Annotated in this window: 19 protein-coding genes; 12 read left to right on the top strand and 7 right to left on the bottom strand. The window is 60.9% G+C overall.

The window, feature by feature from the left end; translation table 11 throughout:
• Positions 1–35: 35 nt before the first annotated feature.
• Positions 36–2909 (top strand): aminomethyl-transferring glycine dehydrogenase, encoded by a 2874-nt coding sequence (gene gcvP / locus KCG87_RS01595; RefSeq protein WP_210556374.1) that lies wholly within the window; start codon positions 36–38, stop codon positions 2907–2909.
• A gap of 186 nt (positions 2910–3095) precedes the next feature.
• On the opposite strand, the gene KCG87_RS01590 is transcribed toward gcvP, so the two are convergent.
• The 3 genes from KCG87_RS01590 to KCG87_RS01580 all read right to left on the bottom strand — a co-directional run bounded on the left by KCG87_RS01590 (position 3096) and on the right by KCG87_RS01580 (position 5695).
• Positions 3096–3416 carry a DUF2388 domain-containing protein gene (locus tag KCG87_RS01590; protein ID WP_177409030.1) on the bottom strand — a complete coding sequence of 107 codons (321 nt, stop codon included), beginning with the start codon at positions 3414–3416 and terminating at the stop codon, positions 3096–3098.
• A gap of 65 nt (positions 3417–3481) precedes the next feature.
• Positions 3482–5266: a GspE/PulE family protein gene (locus KCG87_RS01585; RefSeq protein ID WP_210556376.1), complete on the bottom strand. Its 1785-nt coding sequence runs from the start codon at positions 5264–5266 to the stop codon at positions 3482–3484.
• Between the two features lie 90 nt (positions 5267–5356).
• Entirely contained in the window at positions 5357–5695 is a 339-nt protein-coding gene (locus KCG87_RS01580) for a hypothetical protein (RefSeq protein WP_027610502.1), read from the bottom strand.
• Between the two features lie 126 nt (positions 5696–5821).
• On the opposite strand from KCG87_RS01580, the gene KCG87_RS01575 reads away from it, so the two are divergent.
• The gene (locus tag KCG87_RS01575) at positions 5822–6286 is read left to right on the top strand and encodes an Lrp/AsnC family transcriptional regulator (RefSeq protein WP_027610503.1); all 465 of its coding nucleotides are present in this window, start codon (positions 5822–5824) and stop codon (positions 6284–6286) included.
• 121 nt (positions 6287–6407) lie between these two features.
• On the opposite strand, the gene KCG87_RS01570 is transcribed toward KCG87_RS01575, so the two are convergent.
• Positions 6408–7778: a CYTH domain-containing protein gene (locus tag KCG87_RS01570; protein ID WP_096796143.1), complete on the bottom strand. Its 1371-nt coding sequence runs from the start codon at positions 7776–7778 to the stop codon at positions 6408–6410.
• 156 nt (positions 7779–7934) lie between these two features.
• On the opposite strand from KCG87_RS01570, the gene argE reads away from it, so the two are divergent.
• Entirely contained in the window at positions 7935–9089 is a 1155-nt protein-coding gene (argE, locus tag KCG87_RS01565; protein ID WP_134784915.1) for an acetylornithine deacetylase, read from the top strand.
• Positions 9090–9356: 267 nt separating this feature from the next.
• Positions 9357–10655 (top strand): amino-acid N-acetyltransferase, encoded by a 1299-nt coding sequence (gene argA, locus KCG87_RS01560; protein ID WP_210556378.1) that lies wholly within the window; start codon positions 9357–9359, stop codon positions 10653–10655.
• A gap of 122 nt (positions 10656–10777) precedes the next feature.
• Here the strand turns inward: argA and tauA are convergent, their stop codons facing one another.
• Positions 10778–11773, bottom strand: a complete 996-nt coding sequence (gene tauA, locus KCG87_RS01555) for a taurine ABC transporter substrate-binding protein (protein WP_135296798.1) — start codon at positions 11771–11773, stop codon at positions 10778–10780.
• Between the two features lie 364 nt (positions 11774–12137).
• Here tauA and KCG87_RS01550 point away from each other — a divergent pair, with 364 nt between their 5' ends.
• The 8 genes from KCG87_RS01550 (at position 12138) to KCG87_RS01515 (ending at position 19435) form a co-directional block, all read left to right on the top strand.
• Positions 12138–13487, top strand: coding sequence for an OprD family porin (locus KCG87_RS01550; protein WP_097089590.1), 1350 nt, complete (start codon positions 12138–12140; stop codon positions 13485–13487).
• A gap of 297 nt (positions 13488–13784) precedes the next feature.
• Positions 13785–14423, top strand: a complete 639-nt coding sequence (locus KCG87_RS01545) for a peroxiredoxin (RefSeq protein ID WP_007967980.1) — start codon at positions 13785–13787, stop codon at positions 14421–14423.
• Between the two features lie 331 nt (positions 14424–14754).
• Positions 14755–15348 carry an NADPH-dependent FMN reductase gene (gene ssuE, locus KCG87_RS01540; protein ID WP_096797603.1) on the top strand — a complete coding sequence of 198 codons (594 nt, stop codon included), beginning with the start codon at positions 14755–14757 and terminating at the stop codon, positions 15346–15348.
• Positions 15349–15437: 89 nt separating this feature from the next.
• Positions 15438–16418, top strand: a complete 981-nt coding sequence (locus KCG87_RS01535; protein ID WP_098966156.1) for a sulfonate ABC transporter substrate-binding protein — start codon at positions 15438–15440, stop codon at positions 16416–16418.
• Positions 16419–16443: 25 nt separating this feature from the next.
• A complete protein-coding gene (ssuD, locus tag KCG87_RS01530) occupies positions 16444–17592 on the top strand; it encodes an FMNH2-dependent alkanesulfonate monooxygenase (RefSeq protein WP_210556381.1) in 1149 nt (382 codons plus the stop codon).
• Between the two features lie 8 nt (positions 17593–17600).
• A complete protein-coding gene (gene ssuC, locus KCG87_RS01525; protein ID WP_210556382.1) occupies positions 17601–18383 on the top strand; it encodes an aliphatic sulfonate ABC transporter permease SsuC in 783 nt (260 codons plus the stop codon).
• Complete coding sequence (gene ssuB, locus KCG87_RS01520) at positions 18380–19186, top strand: aliphatic sulfonates ABC transporter ATP-binding protein (RefSeq protein ID WP_134784911.1); 807 nt, start codon at positions 18380–18382, stop codon at positions 19184–19186. The genes ssuC and ssuB overlap by 4 nt, the downstream gene beginning before the upstream one ends.
• Positions 19187–19219: 33 nt before the next feature.
• Positions 19220–19435: a TOBE domain-containing protein gene (locus tag KCG87_RS01515; RefSeq protein ID WP_007967989.1), complete on the top strand. Its 216-nt coding sequence runs from the start codon at positions 19220–19222 to the stop codon at positions 19433–19435.
• 166 nt (positions 19436–19601) lie between these two features.
• On the opposite strand, the gene KCG87_RS01510 is transcribed toward KCG87_RS01515, so the two are convergent.
• Positions 19602–20234, bottom strand: a complete 633-nt coding sequence (locus KCG87_RS01510) for a TetR/AcrR family transcriptional regulator (protein WP_098966151.1) — start codon at positions 20232–20234, stop codon at positions 19602–19604.
• 247 nt (positions 20235–20481) lie between these two features.
• Complete coding sequence (locus KCG87_RS01505) at positions 20482–21858, bottom strand: glutamine synthetase family protein (RefSeq protein ID WP_003229254.1); 1377 nt, start codon at positions 21856–21858, stop codon at positions 20482–20484.
• Positions 21859–21882 lie beyond the last annotated feature (24 nt).

Here is a 21882-nt window from a genome sequence, read left to right as displayed (position 1 = left end):
ATTGACGCCGAGCGCCAGCCAAGAGAGAGCCCGTCATGTCCCAGTTGCCATCCTTGAGCCAGTTACGCGACCCCGAAGCCTTTCTGCGCCGCCATTTGGGCCCCGACGCCGCCGAACAGCAGGCGATGCTCGACAGCCTCGGTCTGGGCAGCCGGGTCGAACTGATCGAGCAGACGGTGCCGCCGGGCATTCGCCTGAATCGGGCGCTGGACTTGCCGCCGGCCCTTGATGAGCAGGCGGCGCTGGCCAAGCTGCGCGGTTACGCCGAGCAGAATCAGGTCTGGACCAGCCTGATCGGCATGGGCTACCACGGCACGCTGACGCCGACCGTCATCCTGCGCAACGTGCTGGAAAATCCCGGCTGGTACACCGCGTACACCCCGTATCAACCGGAGATCGCCCAGGGCCGTCTCGAAGCGTTGTTGAATTTTCAGCAACTGACCATCGACCTCACCGGTCTTGAACTGGCCAACGCCTCTTTGCTCGACGAAGCCACCGCCGCTGCAGAAGCCATGGCGCTGGCCAAGCGTGTGGCGAAGTCGAAGAGCAATCTGTTTTTCGTCGATGAGAACTGTCATCCGCAAACCATCTCCGTGGTGCAAACCCGCGCCGAAGGTTTCGGCTTCGAGCTGATCATCGACGCTGTGGATAACCTCAACCAGCATCAGGTGTTCGGCGCGTTGCTGCAGTATCCCGACACTCACGGCGAGATCCGTGATCTGCGTCCGGTCATCGATCAGTTACACGCGCAGCAGGCGTTAGCGTGTGTCGCCACCGATCTGCTGAGCCTGTTGCTGCTGACACCGCCGGGTGAACTGGGCGCGGATGTGGTGTTCGGTTCGTCCCAGCGCTTTGGCGTACCGATGGGCTACGGTGGCCCGCATGCGGCGTTTTTTGCCAGCCGCGAGGAGTACAAACGGGCGATTCCGGGGCGGATCATCGGCGTGTCGAAAGACGCTCGTGGCAACGTCGCGTTGCGCATGGCCCTGCAAACCCGTGAGCAACATATTCGCCGCGAGAAAGCCAACTCGAACATCTGCACCGCGCAGGTGCTGCTGGCCAACATCGCCAGTTGCTACGCGGTGTATCACGGGCCGCAAGGCTTGAAACGCATCGCCCAGCGCGTGCACCGCTTGACCTGCATCCTGGCGGCGGGCCTTGAGCGCCATGGTATTGCGCGGGTCAACGCACAGTTTTTCGACACCCTCACGCTCGAGGTTGGCGGCGCGCAGAGCGCGATCATCGATAGCGCCAAGGCTGCGCAGATCAACCTGCGGATTCTCGGCCGTGGCCGAGTCGGCTTGAGCCTCGACGAGACTTGCGATGAAAACACGGTGGCCAAACTGTTCGACGTGCTGCTCGGTGCCGATCATAGTTTGAACGTCGACGACATTGACGCAGAAGCACTGGTTTCCGGCATTCCCGACCACCTGCAGCGCAACACGCCGTACCTGCGCCACCCGGTGTTCAACGCGCATCACAGCGAAACCGAGATGCTGCGCTACCTCAAGCAACTGGAGAATAAGGATCTGGCGCTCAACCAGTCGATGATCCCACTGGGCTCCTGCACCATGAAACTCAACGCCACCAGCGAGATGATCCCGATCACCTGGCCGCAGTTCGCCAATCTGCACCCGTTCGCGCCACGGGAACAGGCGGTCGGTTACACCTTGATGATTGAAGAACTGCAGCGCTGGTTGTGCGCGATCACCGGGTTCGATGCGATCTGCATGCAGCCCAACTCCGGCGCTCAGGGCGAGTACGCCGGGCTGCTGGCAATTCGCAAATATCACGAGAGCCGGCAGCAGGGCGGGCGGGACATTTGCCTGATCCCGTCCTCGGCGCACGGCACCAACCCGGCCTCGGCGCAGATGGCCGGGATGCGCGTGGTGATCGTCGAGTGCGACGAGGCCGGCAACGTCGATCTGGACGACCTGAAAACCAAGGCTGCCGCGGCGGGGGACAAGTTGTCGTGCCTGATGGCGACCTATCCATCGACCCATGGTGTGTATGAGGAGGGCATCAGCGAAATCTGCGAAGTTATCCACCAGCACGGCGGGCAGGTGTACATGGACGGCGCCAACCTAAATGCCCAGGTTGGGCTGGCGCGGCCGGCGGACATTGGCGCCGACGTGTCGCACATGAACCTGCACAAGACTTTCTGCATTCCCCACGGCGGTGGCGGGCCGGGCATGGGGCCGATCGGTATTCGCGCGCATCTGGCGCCGTTCGTTGCCAATCACCCGGTGGTGCCGATTGACGGCCCGCTGCCGCAGAACGGCGCGGTCAGCGCGGCGCCGTGGGGCAGTGCGAGCATTTTGCCGATCAGCTGGATGTACATCGCGATGATGGGGCCGCAACTGGCGGATGCCAGCGAAGTGGCGATCCTCGCCGCGAACTATCTGGCGCAGCATTTATCCGGCGCATTCCCGGTGTTGTACACCGGGCGCAACGGGCGGGTCGCTCACGAATGCATTCTCGACCTGCGGCCCTTGAAGGCACAGACCGGGATCAGCGAAGAAGATGTCGCCAAGCGTCTGATGGACTACGGCTTCCATGCGCCGACCATGTCATTCCCGGTGCCAGGGACGTTGATGGTCGAGCCGACCGAGAGCGAGTCCAAGGCCGAACTCGATCGGTTTATCGGCGCCATGCTGAGCATCCGCGCAGAAATCACCGAAGTGCAGAACGGCAACTGGCCGGCGGAAGACAACCCGCTCAAGCGCGCGCCGCATACCCTGGCGGATGTCACCGGAGTGTGGGAGCGGCCTTACAGCATCGAGCAGGGGATCACCCCGGATGCGCATACCAAGGCGCACAAGTATTGGCCGGCGGTGAATCGGGTGGATAACGTTTATGGGGATCGCAATCTGTTTTGTGCCTGCGTCCCGGTAGACGATTACCGCTGATCTTCAGGCAACACGCAGAGCCATAGTGGGAGCGGGTTTGCTCGCGAAGGCGTCGTGTCAGAAAAATGGATGCGTCTGACCCACCGCCTTCGCGAGCAAGCCCGCTCCCACAGGGGGTGTGGTGAATTCGAAATTACAGGAAAAAAAATGCCGCTCGATCGAGCGGCATTTTTGTTGGCGCCGGACTTACTCGGAGGCCACTGCGTTCTTCGCCAGAATCGCATTCGCCAGTTCCATGTCCGTGGCCTGCAGGCCCGGATTGTCGGCGCGGACTTTCTGCATCGCTGCTTCCAGGTACGGCCCACGGATGCCGCCATCGCTGGCAACGAAGCTGCCGGCATCGTCCTGTGCGGCAACGATCAGCTTGTGATCCTTGAAGGTCAGGTAGGTCGAACCGGTGGTGGCGCCGGACGAAATGACGTTACGCCAAAAGCTGTCGGCCATCGCTGAACCAACGGGAAGGGACAGCAAGGCAACGGTGGCGACAGCAAGTTTGAGACGCATGATTGAGTGACTCCTGGGGGTTAACTACGGCGTTGGATAACGATTCGCCAATCCGGTTCCGTAGTGGCCTATTTCTGCTCACTCTGCGGTGTAACCCGCAGCACTTCTTCAAGGGTGGTCAGTCCCGCCGCGACCTTCTGCGCACCCGACAGGCGCAGGCTGCGCATGCCTTCCTTGAAGGCTTGCCGGCGGATGGCGGTGAGGTCGGTGTCCGGGGTGATGAGCGCTTTGAGGCTATCGCTCAACTGCATGATTTCGTAGACCCCGGCGCGTCCGCGATAACCGGTGTCGCGACACTCCAGGCAACCGATAGCGCGTTGCGCATTGCCCGGCAGCGGCGCCTGCCAGGGCCGGGTCAGGGTTTGCCAGTCTTCCTCTTCCAGCGTCAGCGGCGCCTTGCAGTGCGGGCACAGGGTGCGCACCAGACGCTGGGCCATGACCCCGAGCACCGTGGCTTTAATCAGATAGTGCGGCACGCCGAGTTCCAATAGCCGACTGATCGCGCTGGGGGCATCGTTGGTGTGCAGGGTCGACAGCACCAGGTGGCCGGTGAGTGCCGCCTGAATCGCCATTTCTGCGGTTTCCAGGTCACGGATCTCGCCGATCATGATGATGTCCGGGTCTTGCCGCATCAGCGCGCGCACGCCGGCGGCGAAGCTCAGGTCGATGTTGTGCTGCACCTGCATCTGGTTGAACGCCGGCTCGACCATTTCGATCGGGTCTTCGATGGTGCAGAGGTTGATCTCCGGCGTCGCCAGTTTTTTCAGTGTGGTGTACAGCGTGGTGGTCTTGCCCGAGCCGGTTGGTCCGGTGACCAGAATGATGCCGTTAGGCTGGCGGGTCATGTCCTGCCAGCGGCGCAGGTCGTCGGCGGAAAAGCCCAACTGATCGAAGTCCTTGAGCAGCACTTCCGGGTCGAAGATCCGCATGACCATTTTTTCGCCAAACGCGGTGGGCAGCGTTGAGAGCCGCAGCTCCACCTCGCCACCGTCCGGGGTCTTGGTCTTGACCCGGCCGTCCTGGGGTTTGCGCTTCTCGGCGACGTTCATCCGCCCGAGGCTTTTCAGGCGACTGACGATCGCCATGGTCACCTGCGGCGGGAATTGATAGACGTTGTGCAGCACGCCGTCGATGCGGAAACGCACGGTGCCCTGTTCGCGGCGCGGTTCGATGTGGATATCGCTGGCGCGCTGCTGGAAGGCGTACTGGAACAGCCAGTCGACGATGTTGACGATGTGCGCGTCGTTGGCGTCCGGTTCCTGATCACTGGCGCCGAGGTTGAGCAGTTGTTCGAAGTTGCCGAGGTTGCCGTTTTGCTGATCGGCGTTGTTGGCGCCGCTGACCGATTTGGCGAGGCGGAAGAACTCGACGCTGAAGCGCTGGATGTCCACCGGGTTGGCGACCACCCGTTTGATCGGCAGCTTCAGCACGTGGGTCAAGTCAGCCTCCCAACCGGTGACGTAGGGCTGGGCGCTGGCCACGACCACCGCATCGCGGTCGACCGCCACCGCGAGAATCTTGTGCCGTTGGGCAAAGGCGTAGGACATCAGCGGGGTGATGGCGGCTACGTTGATCTTCAACGGGTCGATGCGCATGTACGGCTGGCCGGCCTGCTGCGCCAGCCACAGGATCAGGCTTTCCAGGTCCAGATGTTTGCCTGGACGGCTGAGGTCATCCAATTGCTGGCTGGCGATGAACTCCAGCGGATGTTGCTGGCCGTGGGTCGCGTGGCGGCGGCGGGCGTTGAGCGCCTGCTCCGCCGAGTCCTGGCTGATAAAACCCTGGGCGACCAGTTCACGCAACACATCGTTGAGATCCAGCCAGCGGTCCTGAGTGGCGAGTTGAACGGACATGCGGGCTCCTTTTGAACGACTGTGCGCAAAGGATAGTCGTGGCCCCGCAGACTGTTGGGCCACTACCCGACAAAGCCGTTGCCGGATTTGTCAGCCGGCCGCCTGGGCCGAAGCAGACCACGCCGTGTCGGCGTCTTGCAGGTTCACCGAGCAGACGCTGATCAGGTTACGAAGTTTTTCCGCAATCACCTGGGCGCGATGCCAGCTCAGACCATCAATGACGATATCGATCGACAGCAGATCGTCGAGCCGCTCGACGTGGACCTGTTGCGGCGTGAGGAATTGCAGCGCAAACAGATTCAGCACCCGCACCAACAGATCCGGCTCGGCTTCGGCGAGCAACTGATAACGTGCACAGCAGTGGGCATTGTTGACGTTCCACACATCGGCGCGGGGCGCAGGGGTATTCACGGCTTCGAGGTGAGGCATGTCCGGTCTCCAGAGTCAGTGGAGGAATTTTTACATTCGATGCCGGGTATTTCTTGTCTAAGATGAGCGGATTCGCGGATTGCTCGACTAGAACGATTCGCAAAATGATCATTTTGAGGATTGATTATGCATAGCGAGCTGGACAGCTACGACCGGCGGATTCTCGCCCTGCTGCAAGAGGACGCGTCACTGTCCAGCGCGCAGATCGCCGAGCAGGTGGGGCTGTCGCAATCGCCGTGCTGGCGGCGGATTCAGCGGATGAAGGAGGAGGGGATCATTCGCGGTCAGGTGACCTTGCTTGATCGCAAGAAGATCGGCCTGAACACGCAGATCTTCGCCGAGATCAAACTCAACGCCCACGGGCGTTCGAACTTCACCGAATTCACCGAGGCGATTCGCGGTTTTCCGGAAGTGCTGGAGTGTTATGTGTTGATGGGCGCGGTGGACTTTCTGTTGCGCATTGTCGCGGCGGACATCGAGGCGTATGAGCGATTCTTCTTCGAAAAGCTGTCGCTGGTGCCAGGGATTCAGGAGGTGAACTCGATTGTGGCGCTGTCGGAGATCAAGTCGACGACCAGCCTCCCGGTCTAGCACGGATGGCCTCCGTGGCGAGGGGATTTATCCCCGATGGGTCGCGAAGCGGCCCCGCTTTAGTAGAAAGCAGGGACTGCTGCGCAGTCCATCGGGGATGAATCCCCTCACCACACAGTCATTACATACGCAGCAGCATTTTCCACGCACGATTCTGATAAACCGCAATCGCCTGCTGCTTGCGCGCATCGAGCAGTTCGTCAGTGATCGTCGGCTCGTTGGCCAGTTGCGCCAGTTTGTTCAGCTCGCCGTACAGGCGATCCATTTCCGCGATCTCCAGCACGTTACGCGCATGGTGCAGCCAGACCTGGATGCGTTCGATGCGCGGCAGTTGCTCGGCCAGATCTTCCGGCTGCTGCTGATAGCGCTGCAGTTGCAGGGACGTGGCTTCTTCGCCGAGCATGCGCGGCAGCCAGCTGTGCAGTTGCGCGGCGCCCTGGCGGTTGCCGCGGGTGTTGCGCTCGGCGGCCCAGGTGCGGGCCAGCAGCCAGCGCGAAACAGTCAGCGAGAACAGGCCCCAGCGTGGGTCTTCCAGTTCTTCGAGGAATTGCTCCGGCGCGGCCTTGCGTACGTCTTCGTCTTCGATGCCGACCTGCACCAGCGGGCGCCAGTCTTCCAGCAGTGCATCCAGCGCCACGCGCAGGTCGTGAGTGGCCGGACGCGGTGCGGCCTGGCCGAGGCTGCTGAGCAGGGCGCGCATTTCCGCGAGGTTCTCGACCCAGTCCTGCAGCAGGCGCCAGTGGCCGTTGAAGCGATATTGTTCGGCCAGACGCTGGCTGCTGCCGAGCAAGTGCCAGGCCAGCGCGGCGAAGGCGTCGTCGAGTTGGGTTTCCGGGGTCAGTTGCGGCGCGGGCAGGCTCAGCGAGTAGCTGTTGGCGTCGTACAGACGGTAGCCGCGTTCGGCCTTGCTGATGTCGCACGGCATCAGGGCCAGGGTTTCGGCCAGTTCGGCGGCCAGTTCCAGCAACGCGGCAGGCTCACCTTCGCGCAGTTCCAGTTCCAGCTCGCAGATTTCTTCTTTCTGTTTGCCGACCACCACGTGACCGAGGTCCAGCGCGGCTTCGATCACCACTTTGGCCTTGCCGCGACCCCAGGCGATTTCCGCACGCTCGCGGACGAAATCGGTGGTGAAGATCGGCTTCAGGGTTTTCTTGTCCAGCTCGGCCAGCGACTCGGGCCAGCATTCGCCATCGAGTTTCTTCACGTCGAGCTTGGCTTTGGGCAATTTCCAGTCGTACTCGTTACGCTCGGACAGACCGGCAACACTCTGACCACGGGTCTTGAGGGTCTGAATCACTTCGTCACCGTCCTTGCGCAGGCGCAGGGCGACTTTGGCCTGAGCCAGGTCGCGCTCGGGGGTGTCGAAGTACTGGTTCATCAACTCACGGCGTTCCCAGCCATTTTTGTTGCGTTTTTTCAGGAGCGGGTGCTCGCGCAGGGCAGCGAGGGTTTCGCGGCTGACGCGGAGTTTGATTTCGGTTTCTTTCTGCATGGCCGGAAAATCCAGGATCGGGAGCGCAGCCGGGGGAATGTGTGGCTGCCAAGGCCGTGCAGTGTACAGGACTCAAACTTCCTACGCCCTGCGGCGGTTTATTCCGAGCGCCGGATGGCTCTATGATGGACTTCAAATCGGGAGTTGGAGTCAGCGATGCCTTTGCCATCCATGCAAGACCAGTTCGCGGCACTGATCGCCGCACCGTCGGTCAGTTGCACCCAACCGAGCCTGGATCAGTCCAACCGGGCGGTGATCGATTTGCTTGCCGGTTGGCTGGGGGATCTGGGCTTCAGCTGCGATATCCAGCAGGTCAGCCCCGGCAAATTCAACCTGCTCGCCAGTTTTGGCAGTGGCCCCGGCGGTCTGGTATTGGCCGGGCACAGCGACACGGTGCCGTACGACGATGCGCTGTGGCAGACCGATCCGCTGAAACTCACCGAAGTCGATGGCCGCTGGGTCGGGCTGGGCAGTTGCGACATGAAGGGTTTTTTCGCGCTGATCATCGAGGCCGTGCAGCCGCTGCTCGACCAGCCGTTCAAGCAACCGCTGCTGATCCTCGCCACCTGTGATGAAGAGAGCTCGATGTCCGGTGCCCGGGCGCTGGCCGAGGCCGGCAAGCCACTGGGCCGTGCGGCGGTGATCGGCGAGCCGACCGGGCTCAAACCGATCCGCATGCACAAGGGCATCATGATGGAGCGCATCGATATCCTCGGGCAGAGCGGCCATTCGTCGGATCCGCGCCTCGGCCACAGCGCCCTCGAAGCGATGCACGATGCCATTGGCGAGCTGCGCGGTTTGCGTCTGCTATGGCAGCGTGAATTCAACAACCCGCAGTTCAGTGTTCCACAGCCGACCATGAACTTCGGCTGTATTCATGGCGGCGACAATCCGAATCGCATCTGCGGCCAGTGTTCGCTGGAGTTCGATCTGCGCCCGTTGCCGGGCATGGACCCGAAAGTCCTGCGTGCGGAGATTCTGCGCAAGCTCAATCCGGTTGCGGAACGTCATCAGGTGAAGATCGACTACCAGCCGTTGTTCCCGGAAGTGCCGCCATTCGAGCAGGCCGAAGACGCCGAATTGGTGCGCATCGCCGAAAAGCTCACCGGTCACAGTGCCGAAGCAGTAGCGTTCGGCACCGAAGCGCCTTATCTTCAGCGCCTTGGCTGCGAAACCATCGTGCTCGGCCCCGGCGACATCGCCTGTGCACACCAGCCCGGCGAATACCTTGAAATGTCACGTTTGCAGCCTACCGTGCAGCTATTGCGGCAGTTGATTGAACATTACTGCCTGAACCCGGACAAACGATGATGTCCACCTGTGGGAGCGGGCTTGCTCGCGAAAGCGCTGTATCAGGTACATCGATGTCGACTGACTCACCGCTTTCGCGAGCAAGCCCGCTCCCACAGGGGGGACGGTGTTTTGTCAGACCAAACGCTGTAAATTGCCAGCACCCCAACCCGTATTCATGAGGAGAGCGCGCGTGTCGCCAAGCCTGTTCCGACGATAACCATCAGCCCGCTGTGCGTTTTCCGTTTCGCCCTTTTTTCGGCTGCTATTTATTACAGGCCCAGGTTCATGCCCGAATACGTCAATTGGCTTCGTCACGCGTCCCCTTACATCAATGCCCACCGCGACTGCACCTTCGTCGTCATGCTGCCCGGCGACGGCGTTGAGCATCCGAACTTCGGCAACATCGTCCACGACCTGGTGCTGTTGCACAGCCTCGGCGTGCGCCTAGTGCTGGTCCACGGTTCGCGTCCACAGATTGAAACCCGCCTCGCTGCGCGCGGCCTGACCCCGCACTACCACCACGGCATGCGCATCACTGATGCGGCGACGCTGGAGTGCGTGATCGACGCGGTCGGTCAGCTGCGCATCGCTATCGAAGCGCGGCTGTCGATGGACATGGCCTCGTCGCCGATGCAGGGCTCGCGCTTGCGGGTGGCCAGCGGCAACCTCGTTACCGCCCGGCCGATCGGTGTGCTTGAAGGTGTCGACTATCACCACACCGGTGAAGTGCGCCGGGTCGATCGCAAAGGCATCAATCGTCTGCTCGACGAGCGTTCGATCGTGCTGCTGTCGCCGCTGGGCTACTCGCCGACCGGGGAAATCTTCAACCTCGCCTGCGAAGACGTCGCCACCCGCGCCGCCATCGACCTCGGTGCCGACAAGCTGCTGCTGTTCGGCGCCGACCTCGGTCTGATCGACGAGAACAGCAAACTGGTGCGCGAACTGCGTCCGCAACAGGTGCCTGCGCATCTGGCGCGTCTGGGCAATAACTATCAGGCGGAACTGCTGGATGCTGCTGCCGAGGCTTGCCGTGGCGGTGTCGCGCGCAGCCATATCGTCAGCTACGCCGAAGACGGCGCGCTGCTGACCGAACTGTTCACCCGCGACGGTGGCGGCACACTGGTCGCTCAGGAGCAATTCGAACTGGTGCGCGAGGCGGCGATTGAAGACGTCGGTGGTTTGCTCGATTTGATCAGTCCGCTGGAAGAGCAGGGGATTCTGGTGCGTCGTTCGCGCGAAGTGCTGGAGCGCGAGATCGAGCAGTTCAGCGTGGTCGAGCGCGAAGGGATGATCATCGCCTGTGCGGCGTTGTACCAGATTGCCGATTCGGATGCCGGTGAGCTGGCGTGCCTGGCGGTGAATCCGGAGTATCGCCACGGTGGTCGCGGCGATGAGCTGCTGGAGCGCATCGAGACCCGTGCCCGGGCGCAAGGGTTGAAAACCCTGTTCGTCCTCACCACCCGCACGGCGCACTGGTTCCGCGAGCGCGGGTTCGAACCTAGCAGTGTCGAGCGCCTGCCGGCGGCGCGGGCGTCGCTGTACAACTATCAGCGCAACTCGAAGATCTTCGAAAAGACCCTCTGAAGATACCGAGGGATTCTTGTGGTGAGGGGATTCATCCCCGATGGGCCGCGCAGCGGCCCCGCTTCACCAAAAGCAGGGGACTGCTGCGCAGTCCATTGGGGATGAATCCCCTCACCACCTATTCAATTGTTTTCGGTTGCAAACTTCGCACTGACGTACGGCGAGTAGTCCGGCAGCACCGTCTCGACCTTGCCTTGTTCCTTCAAAAACTTCGCCGTCTCACCAATCGCCTTCGCCGTACCGCCTTCCAGCAGTGCAGTTGATTGCTGCGCCTTGGCATCAGGGAACGCCGAACCTGCGAGCAATTCCGGCACGTCGGCGGCGTTGGCACCGGTCAATTTGGCGATTTTCTGTACCGGCGCCGAGTCGGCCGTCCAGCTGTCTTTATGGCTGGCGTAATCGGCAAACGCGTCTAAAGTGACTTTGGCAAATTTGGCTACCACCTCAGGATGTTTCTCGGCGTAGTCCTTGCGCGCGACCCAGACTTCGAACGTCGGGGCGCCCCATTGGCCGACTTGTGCAGCATCGGTCAGGGTCTTGCCGGTCTTGCGGATTTCGCCCAGTGCAGGTGACCAGACAAATGCGCCATCGATATCCCCACGCTTCCAGGCTGCGGCGATTTCCGCCGGTTGCAGGTTCACCACTTTGACTTTCGAGGTGTCCAGGCCCCAGTGCTTGAGTGCGCCGAGCAGGCTGTAATGGGACGTGGAAACGAAGGGCGTGGCGATGGTCTTGCCGACCAGATCCTGCGGGCTATTGATGCCGCTGCCATTACGCACCACCAAGGCCTCGGCGGCATTGATCTGCGCTGAAACAATGAAGGCGACGATCGGCAGATTGCGTGAAGCGGCCGCGGCCAGAGGGCTGGAGCCGAGGTTGCCGATCTGCACATCGCCGGAGGCAATGGCTGTCACAACTTCCGGGCCACTATTGAAGCGTCGCCAGTCGATCTTCTGGCCGATGGTTGTTTCGTAAGTGCCGTCGGCTTGGGGGACTTTGCTGGGGTCGATCCCGGTTTGATAACCGATGGTGAGGTTGGCAGCCTGCGCGGAAAAACAAATCAGCGTCGACACACAAACTGTAACAAATTGACTAGATAGTGCGCGTTTAGCCATCATGGCGTCGCCTTTTCGATAGGGTTTGACGAATTGGGGTTGCGCCAAAGCTAATCGATATAAAAAAAGGCTAACAAATACCATTTAGGAATGAGCTTAGTCGCCGATACGTTGTATCCGGGCGAAGGTGGCTAGATAGTGGCCATATTCCCGAATGATATGAAAAAGAATGAATAAATTCTTTTTGGGTTTATCAGGAAATCTTTACTCTGCACGGACCAAATCACTGCGATTAGACCTTGGTCGTAGACACACAAGGTTACGATTGACTTGTCAGTCACGGTCTGGCGCTAATCGCGCATCTTAGGATCCAGGGCATCAGACCCCGGGCCAGGAACACAAGAATTAGAAACGAGAGGAGCTTTACATGAACAAGTCCACCTTGGCCCTGGCTGTGGCCGTAGGGGTTATGGCGCAGCAGGCAGGCGCCGCCGGTTTCATCGAAGACAGCAAAGCCACTCTGGGCTTGCGCAACTTCTACATCAACAATGACAACCGTGACTCCGGCACCAAAGCGGCTGGCGCGCAGAACAAGAACGAAGAATGGGGCCAAGGCTTCGATCTGCGTTTCATCTCCGGTTACACCCAAGGCACCGTAGGCTTCGGTATCGACGCCATCGGCCTGCTGGGCGTGCGCCTGGATTCGGGCGGCGGCACCAACGGTGCAACCTCGACTTCCTACGGTGGCACTGTGTTCCCGAGCAAGTCCAACGGCGAAGCTGTTGATAACTTCTCGAGCCTGGGCCTGACCGCCAAGGCCAAGATCTCCCAGACCGAACTGAAGCTGGGTACCCTGCAGCCGAAGAACCCGGTCATCGTGACAAACGACGGTCGTCTGCTGCCACAAACCTGGCAGGGTGGCCAGATCACTTCCGGCGAGATCAAGGACCTGACCCTGGTCGCTGGTCAGATCGAAGCAGTGAAAGGTCGTAACTCCAGCAACAACGAGAACCTGTCCGTTGGTGGTGCGAACGCTCGCGTTGCCAACAGCAACAAGTTCTACTACGCCGGTGGTGACTACAAAATCACCAAGGACCTGACTGCCCAGTACTACTACGGCAACCTGGAAGACTTCTACAAGCAACATTTCCTGGGTCTGGTTCACAACTGGGCAATCGGCCCGGGCGTGCTGAAGTCTGACTTCCGCTACTTCCACAGCAGCGACGACGGCGCCAATGGCAACACCGCAGCCTACTTCGGTAACGGTAACTACGTCGGCAACGTCAGCGGCAAAGGCCCGATCGACAACAATCTGTACAGCGGCCTGTTCCTGTACACCGTTGAAGGCCACACCTTCGGTGGCGGCTACCAGGTTTCCAACGGCAGCTCCGACTTCCCTTGGCTGAACCAGGGCGACGGTTCGTCGAACTACACCATCACCGACATGCAGATCCAGAAGTTCGGTCGTGCCGGCGAGAAAACCTGGCAAGCACGCTACTCGTATGACTTCGCCAAAGTCGGCCTGCCTGGCTTGACCGCCGGTTTGGTCTACCTGCGTGGCGATGATATCGACACCGTTGGCTCCAACCGTCGTGAGAACGGTACCGGTGCTTCCGAGTGGGAACGCGATCTGACCATCGGTTACGTTATTCCTGAAGGCCCGGCCAAGAACCTGGGCTTCATGTGGAAAAACGCTACCTGGCGCAACGACATCCCAGGTCAACGCGACCAGGACGAAAACCGCCTGATCGTCAGCTACTCGATCCCGCTGCTGTAATAGCGCGTTCAAGCTGTTGATGTAAAAAAAGCCCCGTCCGGCATCGCGCCGGACGGGGCTTTTGCATTTTCGGGTCAGGGCTCACCCCCGTAAGCCTGGCCCGAAATTCCCCTCTTTTGCAGCTACTCAAGGCCTTCTCGAACCTTGAGGGCGATGTTCGTCGCGATGCGGGCGAGCGTCCAGTGAATGATGTTTAATATTCCTTTAAGTGCTAAATATCTAGTTATTTATTCTTTTTCATGATGGCGAATCACGAGCTACAGTTGAGTTCTCCAACAACTCATCAGGAGCAGCACCATGAGCCTCAGACTCGGCGACATCGCCCCCGACTTCGAACAGGATTCCAGCGCCGGCAAGATTCGTTTCCACGAGTGGCTGGGCGATAGCTGGGGCGTGCTGTTCTCCCACCCGGCCGACTTCACCCCGGTGTGCACCACCGAGCTGGGCTTCACCGCCAAGCTCAAGGATGAGTTCGCCAAGCGCGGCGTCAAAGCCATCGCGCTGTCGGTCGACCCAGTGGACTCGCACCACAAGTGGATCGAAGACATCAACGAAACCCAGAACACGATCGTCAACTTCCCGATCCTGGCCGACGCCGATCGCAAGGTTTCCGATCTCTATGACCTGATCCATCCGAATGCCAACGACACCCTGACCGTGCGTTCGCTGTTCGTCATCGATCCGAACAAGAAGATTCGCCTGACCATCACCTACCCGGCGAGTACCGGGCGCAACTTCCACGAGATCCTGCGGGTGATCGATTCGCTGCAACTCACCGACAACTACAAAGTGGCAACTCCGGCCAACTGGCAGGACGGTGAAGAGGTGGTGATCGTGCCGTCGCTCAAGGATGAGGAAGAGATCAAGCGGCGCTTTCCCAAGGGTTATCGCGCGGTCAAGCCATACCTGCGCCTGACGCCGCAGCCGAACAAGTGAATCAGTGAGATTGGCGGTGTAGCCACCACCGTCATCGCGAGCAGGCTCACTCCTACATTTGAAATGCGTTCCCCTGTGGGAGCGGGCTTGCTCGCGAAGGCGTCAGTCCAAGCAACACAGAATTGAGAATCCAGAACCACAAAGCAGGGGATTTCAGGCCGTTTTCACGGCCTGTTTTTTTGCCCGGAACAAAGCAAATCGCATATCTCTTAAACGCATAACCAAATGAATAAATATGATTTATGGATATATAAATCAGCTGGTAAGGTCACTTCCATCGAAGCGAGATCGCAACCCGCGAATCGCCTGTAACGCTTAAGGAATTGTCTCAATGCTGGTCGTCTCACTCGGTGGCAGTCCTAGCCAGCGCTCCCGCTCAGGAGTGTTGCTTGAGCGCTCGCAACGCTGGTTGCAGGCGCAAGGGGTGGAAGTGGTGAGTTATCAGGTGCGGGACTTCCCGGCCGAAGATTTGCTCCACGCCCGCTTCGACAGCCCGAAGGTGCTCGACCTGCTGGCGCAGATTGAAAACGCTGACGGCCTGCTGATCGCCACGCCGGTCTACAAGGCGTCGTTTTCCGGGGCGCTGAAGACCGTACTCGATCTGCTGCCCGAACGCGCCTTGAACCACAAGATTGTTCTGCCGATGGCCACCGGCGGCAGCATCGCCCACATGCTGGTGGTCGATTACGCGCTCAAGCCTGTGCTGTCGGCATTGAAGGCCCAGGAAATGCTTCAAGGGATTTTTGCCGAGGACAGCCAGATCGCTTACGGCGAAGGCAGCGCCCAAGCGCAACTGGCGCCAGCGCTGGAACAGCGTCTGCATGAAGCGCTGGATCAGTTTGTCAGTGCCATGGCTCGCCGGCCGAAACCGCTGGAGCCGGGCCTGTTGAATGAACGTTTATTGAGTGCTCGCTGGAGCATTTGAGCCTTACCCGAATTTGCTCCACTCACCTTACTCAGCCGCTAACGGCCAAGCAGGTGCAGCCAAAACCCAACAGCAAAAAGGAGAGCGCTATGCGCACTGTATTTTTGCGTCGTGGTCTGGTCGCTCTGTTTGCTGCGGCTGTGTCCTTCGGCGCCATTACTCAAGCTCAAGCCGAGACATTGCGGATCGGTTATCAGAAGTACGGCACGCTGGTGCTGCTCAAGGCCAAAGGCACTCTGGAAAAGCGTCTGGCCGCACAAGGCGTGGACGTGCAATGGACTGAATTCCCCGGCGGCCCGCAACTGCTGGAAGGCCTGAACGTTGGCTCGATCGACTTCGGTGTTACCGGCGAAACCCCTCCGGTATTCGCTCAGGCTGCCGGCGCTGATCTGCTCTACGTCGCCTACGAACCGCCAGCGCCGAACAGCGAAGCGATCCTCGTACCGAAAGACTCGCCAATCAAATCGGTAGCGGATCTCAAGGGCAAGAAAGTCGCCCTGAACAAAGGCTCCAACGTGCACTACCTGCTGGTTCGCGCATTGGAAGATGCCGGCCTCAAATACTCCGATATCCAGACCGTGTTCCTGCCGCCGGCCGATGCTCGCGCCGCGTTCGAGCGTGGCAGCGTCGATGCCTGGGTAATCTGGGATCCGTACCAGGCAGCTGCCGAGAAACAGCTGCAAGCGCACACCCTGCGTGACGGTAAAGGCATCGTCGACAACCATCAGTTCTACCTCGCGACCAAACCTTACGCGCAGAAAAATCCCGAGGTGATCAAGACCCTCGTCGAAGAAGTGCGCGCTGTCGGCGAGTGGTCCAAAGCCAACCCTGAAGACGTGACCCAGCAGGTCGCGCCGCTGCTCGGCCTGCCGGCGGACATCACCCTGACCTCGGTGAAACGCCAGGGCTACGGTGCGTTGTTCCTGACCCCGGACGTGGTCGCCGCGCAACAGAAAATCGCCGACACCTTCTACCAGCTCAAGCTGATTCCCAAGCCGTTGAGCATCAAGGATGTGATCTGGACACCACCGGCCGCTGTGGCCCAAAGCTCGGTTACCCAAGCCCAGTAAATCGAATCCCCAAGGAGACCACTCCATGAGCCTCAACATCTTCTGGTTCCTGCCTACCCACGGCGACGGCCATTACCTTGGCACCGCCGAAGGCGCCCGCGCCGTTGACCACGGTTATCTGCAACAGGTCGCGCAAGCGGCGGATCGTCTGGGCTTTGGCGGCGTGCTGATTCCCACCGGCCGTTCCTGCGAGGACTCGTGGCTGGTCGCCGCGTCGCTGATCCCGGTAACTCAGCGTCTGAAATTCCTTGTCGCCCTGCGCCCCGGGATCATTTCCCCGACGGTCGCGGCGCGGCAGGCAGCGACGCTGGATCGTCTGTCCGGCGGCCGTGCGCTGTTCAACCTGGTGACCGGTGGCGATCCGGAAGAGTTGGCCGGTGATGGTCTGTTTCTCAACCATGAAGAGCGTTATCAGGCCTCGGTGGAGTTCACCCGGATCTGGCGTCGGGTGCTGGAAGGCGAAACCGTCGATTACGACGGCGAACACATCAGCGTGAAGGGCGCCAAACTGCTCTATCCGCCGATCCAGCAACCGCGTCCGCCGCTGTACTTCGGCGGCTCGTCGGAAGCAGCGCAGGATCTGGCTGCCGAACAGGTCGAAATGGTACTGACCTGGGGCGAGCCGCCAGCCGCGGTGGCCGAGAAGATCGAACAAGTGCGCGCCAAAGCCGCCAAGCTCGGGCGTACCGTGCGCTTCGGCATTCGTCTGCATGTGATCGTGCGCGAAACCAACGCCGAGGCCTGGCAAGCGGCAGACCGGCTGATCTCGCATCTGGACGATGACACCATCAAACGTGCGCAAGCATCGCTGGCGCGCTTCGACTCGGTCGGTCAACAACGCATGGCCGCGCTGCATGGCGGTAGCCGCGACAACCTCGAAGTCAGCCCCAACCTGTGGGCGGGTGTCGGTCTGGTGCGGGGCGGTGCGGGTACCGCGCTGGTCGGCGATGGTCCGACCGTGGCCGCCCGCGTGAAGGAGTACGCGGATCTGGGTATCGATACCTTCATCTTCTCCGGTTATCCACACCTCGAAGAGTCGTACCGCGTCGCCGAACTGCTGTTCCCGCACCTCGAGATCGAGCGCCCAGAGCTGCCGAAAAGTGCCGGTTACGTCAGCCCGTTCGGCGAGATGGTGGCCAACGATATTCTTCCCAAAGCCGCGTCGCAGAGCTGAGGCGCGCCATGAACAAATTTATCCACAGCCTCGCGCCCTGGGCGTTGCCGGTGCTCCTGCTGGCGGTGTGGCAGTTGTCGGTGTCGGCCGGTTGGTTGTCGACGCGGATCCTGCCGGCACCGGTGGCAGTGATCGAGGCCGGTGTCAGCCTGGTGCGCAGCGGCGAGATCTGGACGCACCTGGCAATCAGCGGCTGGCGCGCGGCACTCGGTTTCACCATCGGCGGCAGCATCGGCCTGGTGCTGGGCTTCATCACCGGCCTGTCGAAGTGGGGCGAACGCCTGCTCGACAGCTCGGTGCAGATGATCCGCAACGTGCCGCACCTGGCGCTGATTCCGCTGGTGATCCTGTGGTTCGGCATCGACGAGTCGGCAAAGATTTTCCTGGTCGCGTTGGGCACGTTGTTCCCGATCAACCTCAACACCTATCACGGCATCCGTAACGTCGATCCGGCGTTGGTGGAGATGGCGCGCAGTTATGGCTTGAGCGGTTTCAGCCTGTTCTGGCAGGTGATTCTGCCGGGCGCGCTGCCTTCGATTCTGGTCGGTGTGCGCTTCGCGCTGGGCTTCATGTGGCTGACGCTGATCGTTGCCGAAACCATTTCCGCCAGCTCCGGCATCGGTTATCTGGCGATGAATGCCCGCGAGTTTTTGCAGACCGATGTGGTGGTGCTGGCGATCCTGCTTTACGCGGTACTCGGCAAGCTTGCTGATCTCGCCGCCCGTGGACTTGAGCGTGTGTGGCTGCGCTGGCATCCGGCTTATCAGGTTGCCAAGGGAGGTGCGGCATGACCGCTCAACAACCTCCACGCCTGCTGCGCGGGATTCCGCTGGTGGTGCGCAACCTGCAGAAAACCTTTGGTGCGCGGCAAGTGCTGCGCGACATCGACCTGCACATTCCGGCGGGGCAATTCGTCGCCGTGGTCGGACGCAGCGGGTGCGGCAAGAGCACCTTCCTGCGCTTGCTCGCCGGCCTCGACCACCCGACTGGCGGCGACCTGCTGGCCGGCGCCGCGCCGCTGAGCGATGCGCGGGAAGACACCCGGCTGATGTTCCAGGAAGCACGGCTGCTGCCATGGAAAAAGATCATCGACAACGTCGGCCTCGGCCTTAAAGGCAACTGGCGCTCGCAAGCTCTGGAGGCGCTGGAAGCGGTGGGTCTGGCCGATCGCGCCAACGAGTGGCCGGCCGCTTTGTCCGGCGGGCAGAAGCAGCGTGTGGCGCTGGCCCGGGCGCTGATTCACCAGCCGCGCCTGCTGTTGCTCGACGAGCCGCTGGGTGCGCTGGATGCGCTGACCCGCATCGAGATGCAGCAACTGATCGAACGACTCTGGCAGCAGCATGGGTTCACCGTGCTGCTGGTGACCCATGACGTCAGCGAAGCGGTGGCGATTGCCGACCGGGTGATTCTGATCGAGGACGGCGAAGTCGGCCTCGACCTGCAAGTGGAGTTGCCTCGTCCGCGAGTGCGCGGATCGCATCGACTGGCGGCGCTGGAAACCGAAGTGCTCAACCGTGTTCTGTCCCTGCCCGGCGAGCCGCCGGAGCCGGAGCCTGTTTCACCCCTGCCTACGCAATTGCGTTGGGCGCAATAACTCAAGTTACATCCAACGACAGGAATCAAAGCCATGACTATCAAAGCCATCAACGTGCGCAACCAGTTCAAAGGCTCGATCAAGGAGATCGTTCTCGGCGACGTGCTGTCGGAAATCGACGTGCAAACCGCTTCCGGCATCGTCACTTCAGTGATCACCACACGCTCGGTCAAGGAGCTGGAACTGGCGGTGGGCAGCGAAGTGATCGCCTTCGTGAAATCCACCGAGGTGTCGATCGCCAAGTTGTAAGCCAGTGAGTAAAAAACAACCCCGAAAGGCGTGAGCCCTTCGGGGTTTTTCTTTTTGTGCACGGATTTGAATCGGCGGCGCTGCCATCGCGAGCAGGCTCACTCCTACATTTGGAATGCGTTCCCCTGTGGGAGCGGGCTTGCTCGCGAAGGGGCCGGTGAATGCGCTAGAGAACTCTTTTGGGCAGGTAAGGCGGCAGATACAGCCCGATATAGGCATCAAACACCCGCATCCCTTCCTCGGCCATGCGCGGTGTGATCTGCCCGTGCTGCTGCACCGAGCGCGCATACACGCGGTCGCCCAACTCCATCGCCAGCGCGAACACGTCGACATCGCTTGGCAGGCGCGGCAATTCGAAGTGATGGTCGAACAGCTTGTGCATCAGGTCGCCGAGTTCGATGTCGTGCTGGCGGTCCGCCTGGGTCACTTCGGTCAGGCCGTGCTGGGCGAGGATCAACTGGCGGGCCGCCGCGTCTTCGTCGTAGATCTCCAGCATCCGCTCTTCGACCAGCCGCGACAGGTCGCGCCAGTCGCGCAGCGCCTCGTGATCGATCGGCGCTTGCAGGCAGGCGCGAAACGCCGCATGCACGTCGGCGGTCAGCGCTTCGAGCAGTGCCGGGACGCTGGCGAAGAAGTGATACACGGATGACGGCGGAATCTGCGCGCGTTCGGCGACGCTGTAGATCGACAGACTGGCCACACCCTCGGCGGCCAGCAGCGTACGCGCGGCGTCGAGTATCGAATCGATGCGCGCCTGGCTGCGGGCACGGGGTTTGCGGACGGGGGCGGGACGCGTCATGGAAGTCTCCTGCGGGGCAGCGGGCATTGTACGAGCCGCGCCGTGTGTTGTCTGCCAGGACGCCTTCGGGAGCAGGCCCCCTCCCACAGTTGATCTTCTGCGTACAAACGATCCCCATTCGCTGAGGCCCCCTGTGGGAGGGGGCTTGCTCCCGAACCGCCGCAGGCGGCCATTCAGATCAAAATCGGGCCATAAAAAACGCCGTGGGCTACGACAGCCGACGGCGTTTTATCTGATAGCGATCCGTTTACACGGTATGCAGATACCAGTTGTACTCGAGGTCGGAGATGGAGTGTTCGAACTCCTCCAGCTCGCTTTCCTTACAGGCGACGAAGATATCGATGTATTTCGGATCGATGTACTTGGCCATCACCTCGCTGTCGTCCAGCTCGCGCAGGGCATCGCGCAAGTTGTTCGGCAGGCTTTGTTCGTTCTGCTCGTAGCTATTGCCTTCGACCGGAGCGCCCGGTTCGATCTTGTTCACTAGACCGTGATGCACACCGGCCAGGACCGAAGCCATCAGCAGGTACGGGTTGGCGTCGGCGCCGGCCACGCGGTGTTCGATACGCACGGCATCGGCAGAACCGGTCGGTACGCGGATCGCCACAGTGCGGTTGTCCAGGCCCCAGCACGGCGAGTTCGGCACGTAGAACTGCGCGCCGAAGCGACGGTACGAGTTGACGTTCGGGCAGAGGAAAGCCATCTGCGCCGGCAGGGTCTCGAGCACACCGCCGATCGCGTGACGCAGCGCGGCGTTCTGCTCGGGATCCTCGCTTGCAAAGATGTTCTTGCCATCTTTGTCGAGCACCGAGATGTGGACATGCAGACCGTTACCCGCCTGGCCCGGATACGGCTTGGCCATGAAGGTGGTGTCCATTTCATGGTCGTAGGCGATGTTCTTGATCAGACGCTTGAGCAGGACCGCGTAGTCGCACGCCTTGATCGGGTCGGCGACGTGGTGCAGGTTCACTTCGAACTGCGCCGGGGCACTTTCCTTGACGATGGCGTCGGCGGGGATGCCTTGCTCTTTGGCACCTTCCAGAATGTCCTGGAGGCAGTCGACGTATTCGTCGAGGTCGTCGATCAGGTAGACCTGAGTCGAGTGCGGGCGTTTGCCGGAGATCGGCGAGCGTGGCGGCTGAGGGCGGCCGTTCACGTTTTCCTGGTCGATCAGGTAGAACTCCAGCTCGAAGGCTGCGCAGATGGTCAAGCCCAGCTCGTCAAACTTTGCAACAACTTGACGGAGCACTTCGCGCGGATCGGCGAAGAACGGATCGCCTTCAAGTTCGTGCATGGTCATCAACAGTTGCGCGGTAGGGCGCTTCTGCCATGGCTCGTTGCACAGGGTATCGGGGATTGGATAGCAGATCCGGTCGGCGTCGCCGATGTCCAGACCCAGGCCGGTGCTTTCCACCGTAGAGCCATTGATATCCAGAGCAAATAGGGAGGCCGGCAGGTTGATGCCTTTCTCGTAAACCTTGTGGAGGCTGGTGCGTTCGATGCGCTTGCCGCGCACCACACCATTCATATCCGCAATCAGAAGGTCAACGTACAGAACCTCAGGATGTTCCTTAAGGAACGCGTTCGCTTCGTTAAGCTGAACGGCACGCGGGGGTACCGACATGATGCAACACCTTTGTTGTTAAAA

The organism is Pseudomonas sp. MWU347, assembly GCF_017947305.1.
In the GTDB taxonomy this organism is placed as follows: domain Bacteria; phylum Pseudomonadota; class Gammaproteobacteria; order Pseudomonadales; family Pseudomonadaceae; genus Aquipseudomonas; species Aquipseudomonas putida_A.
The sequence above is the reverse complement of the archived record's forward strand: the minus strand, read 5'-3'. Positions and strand labels throughout refer to the sequence as shown.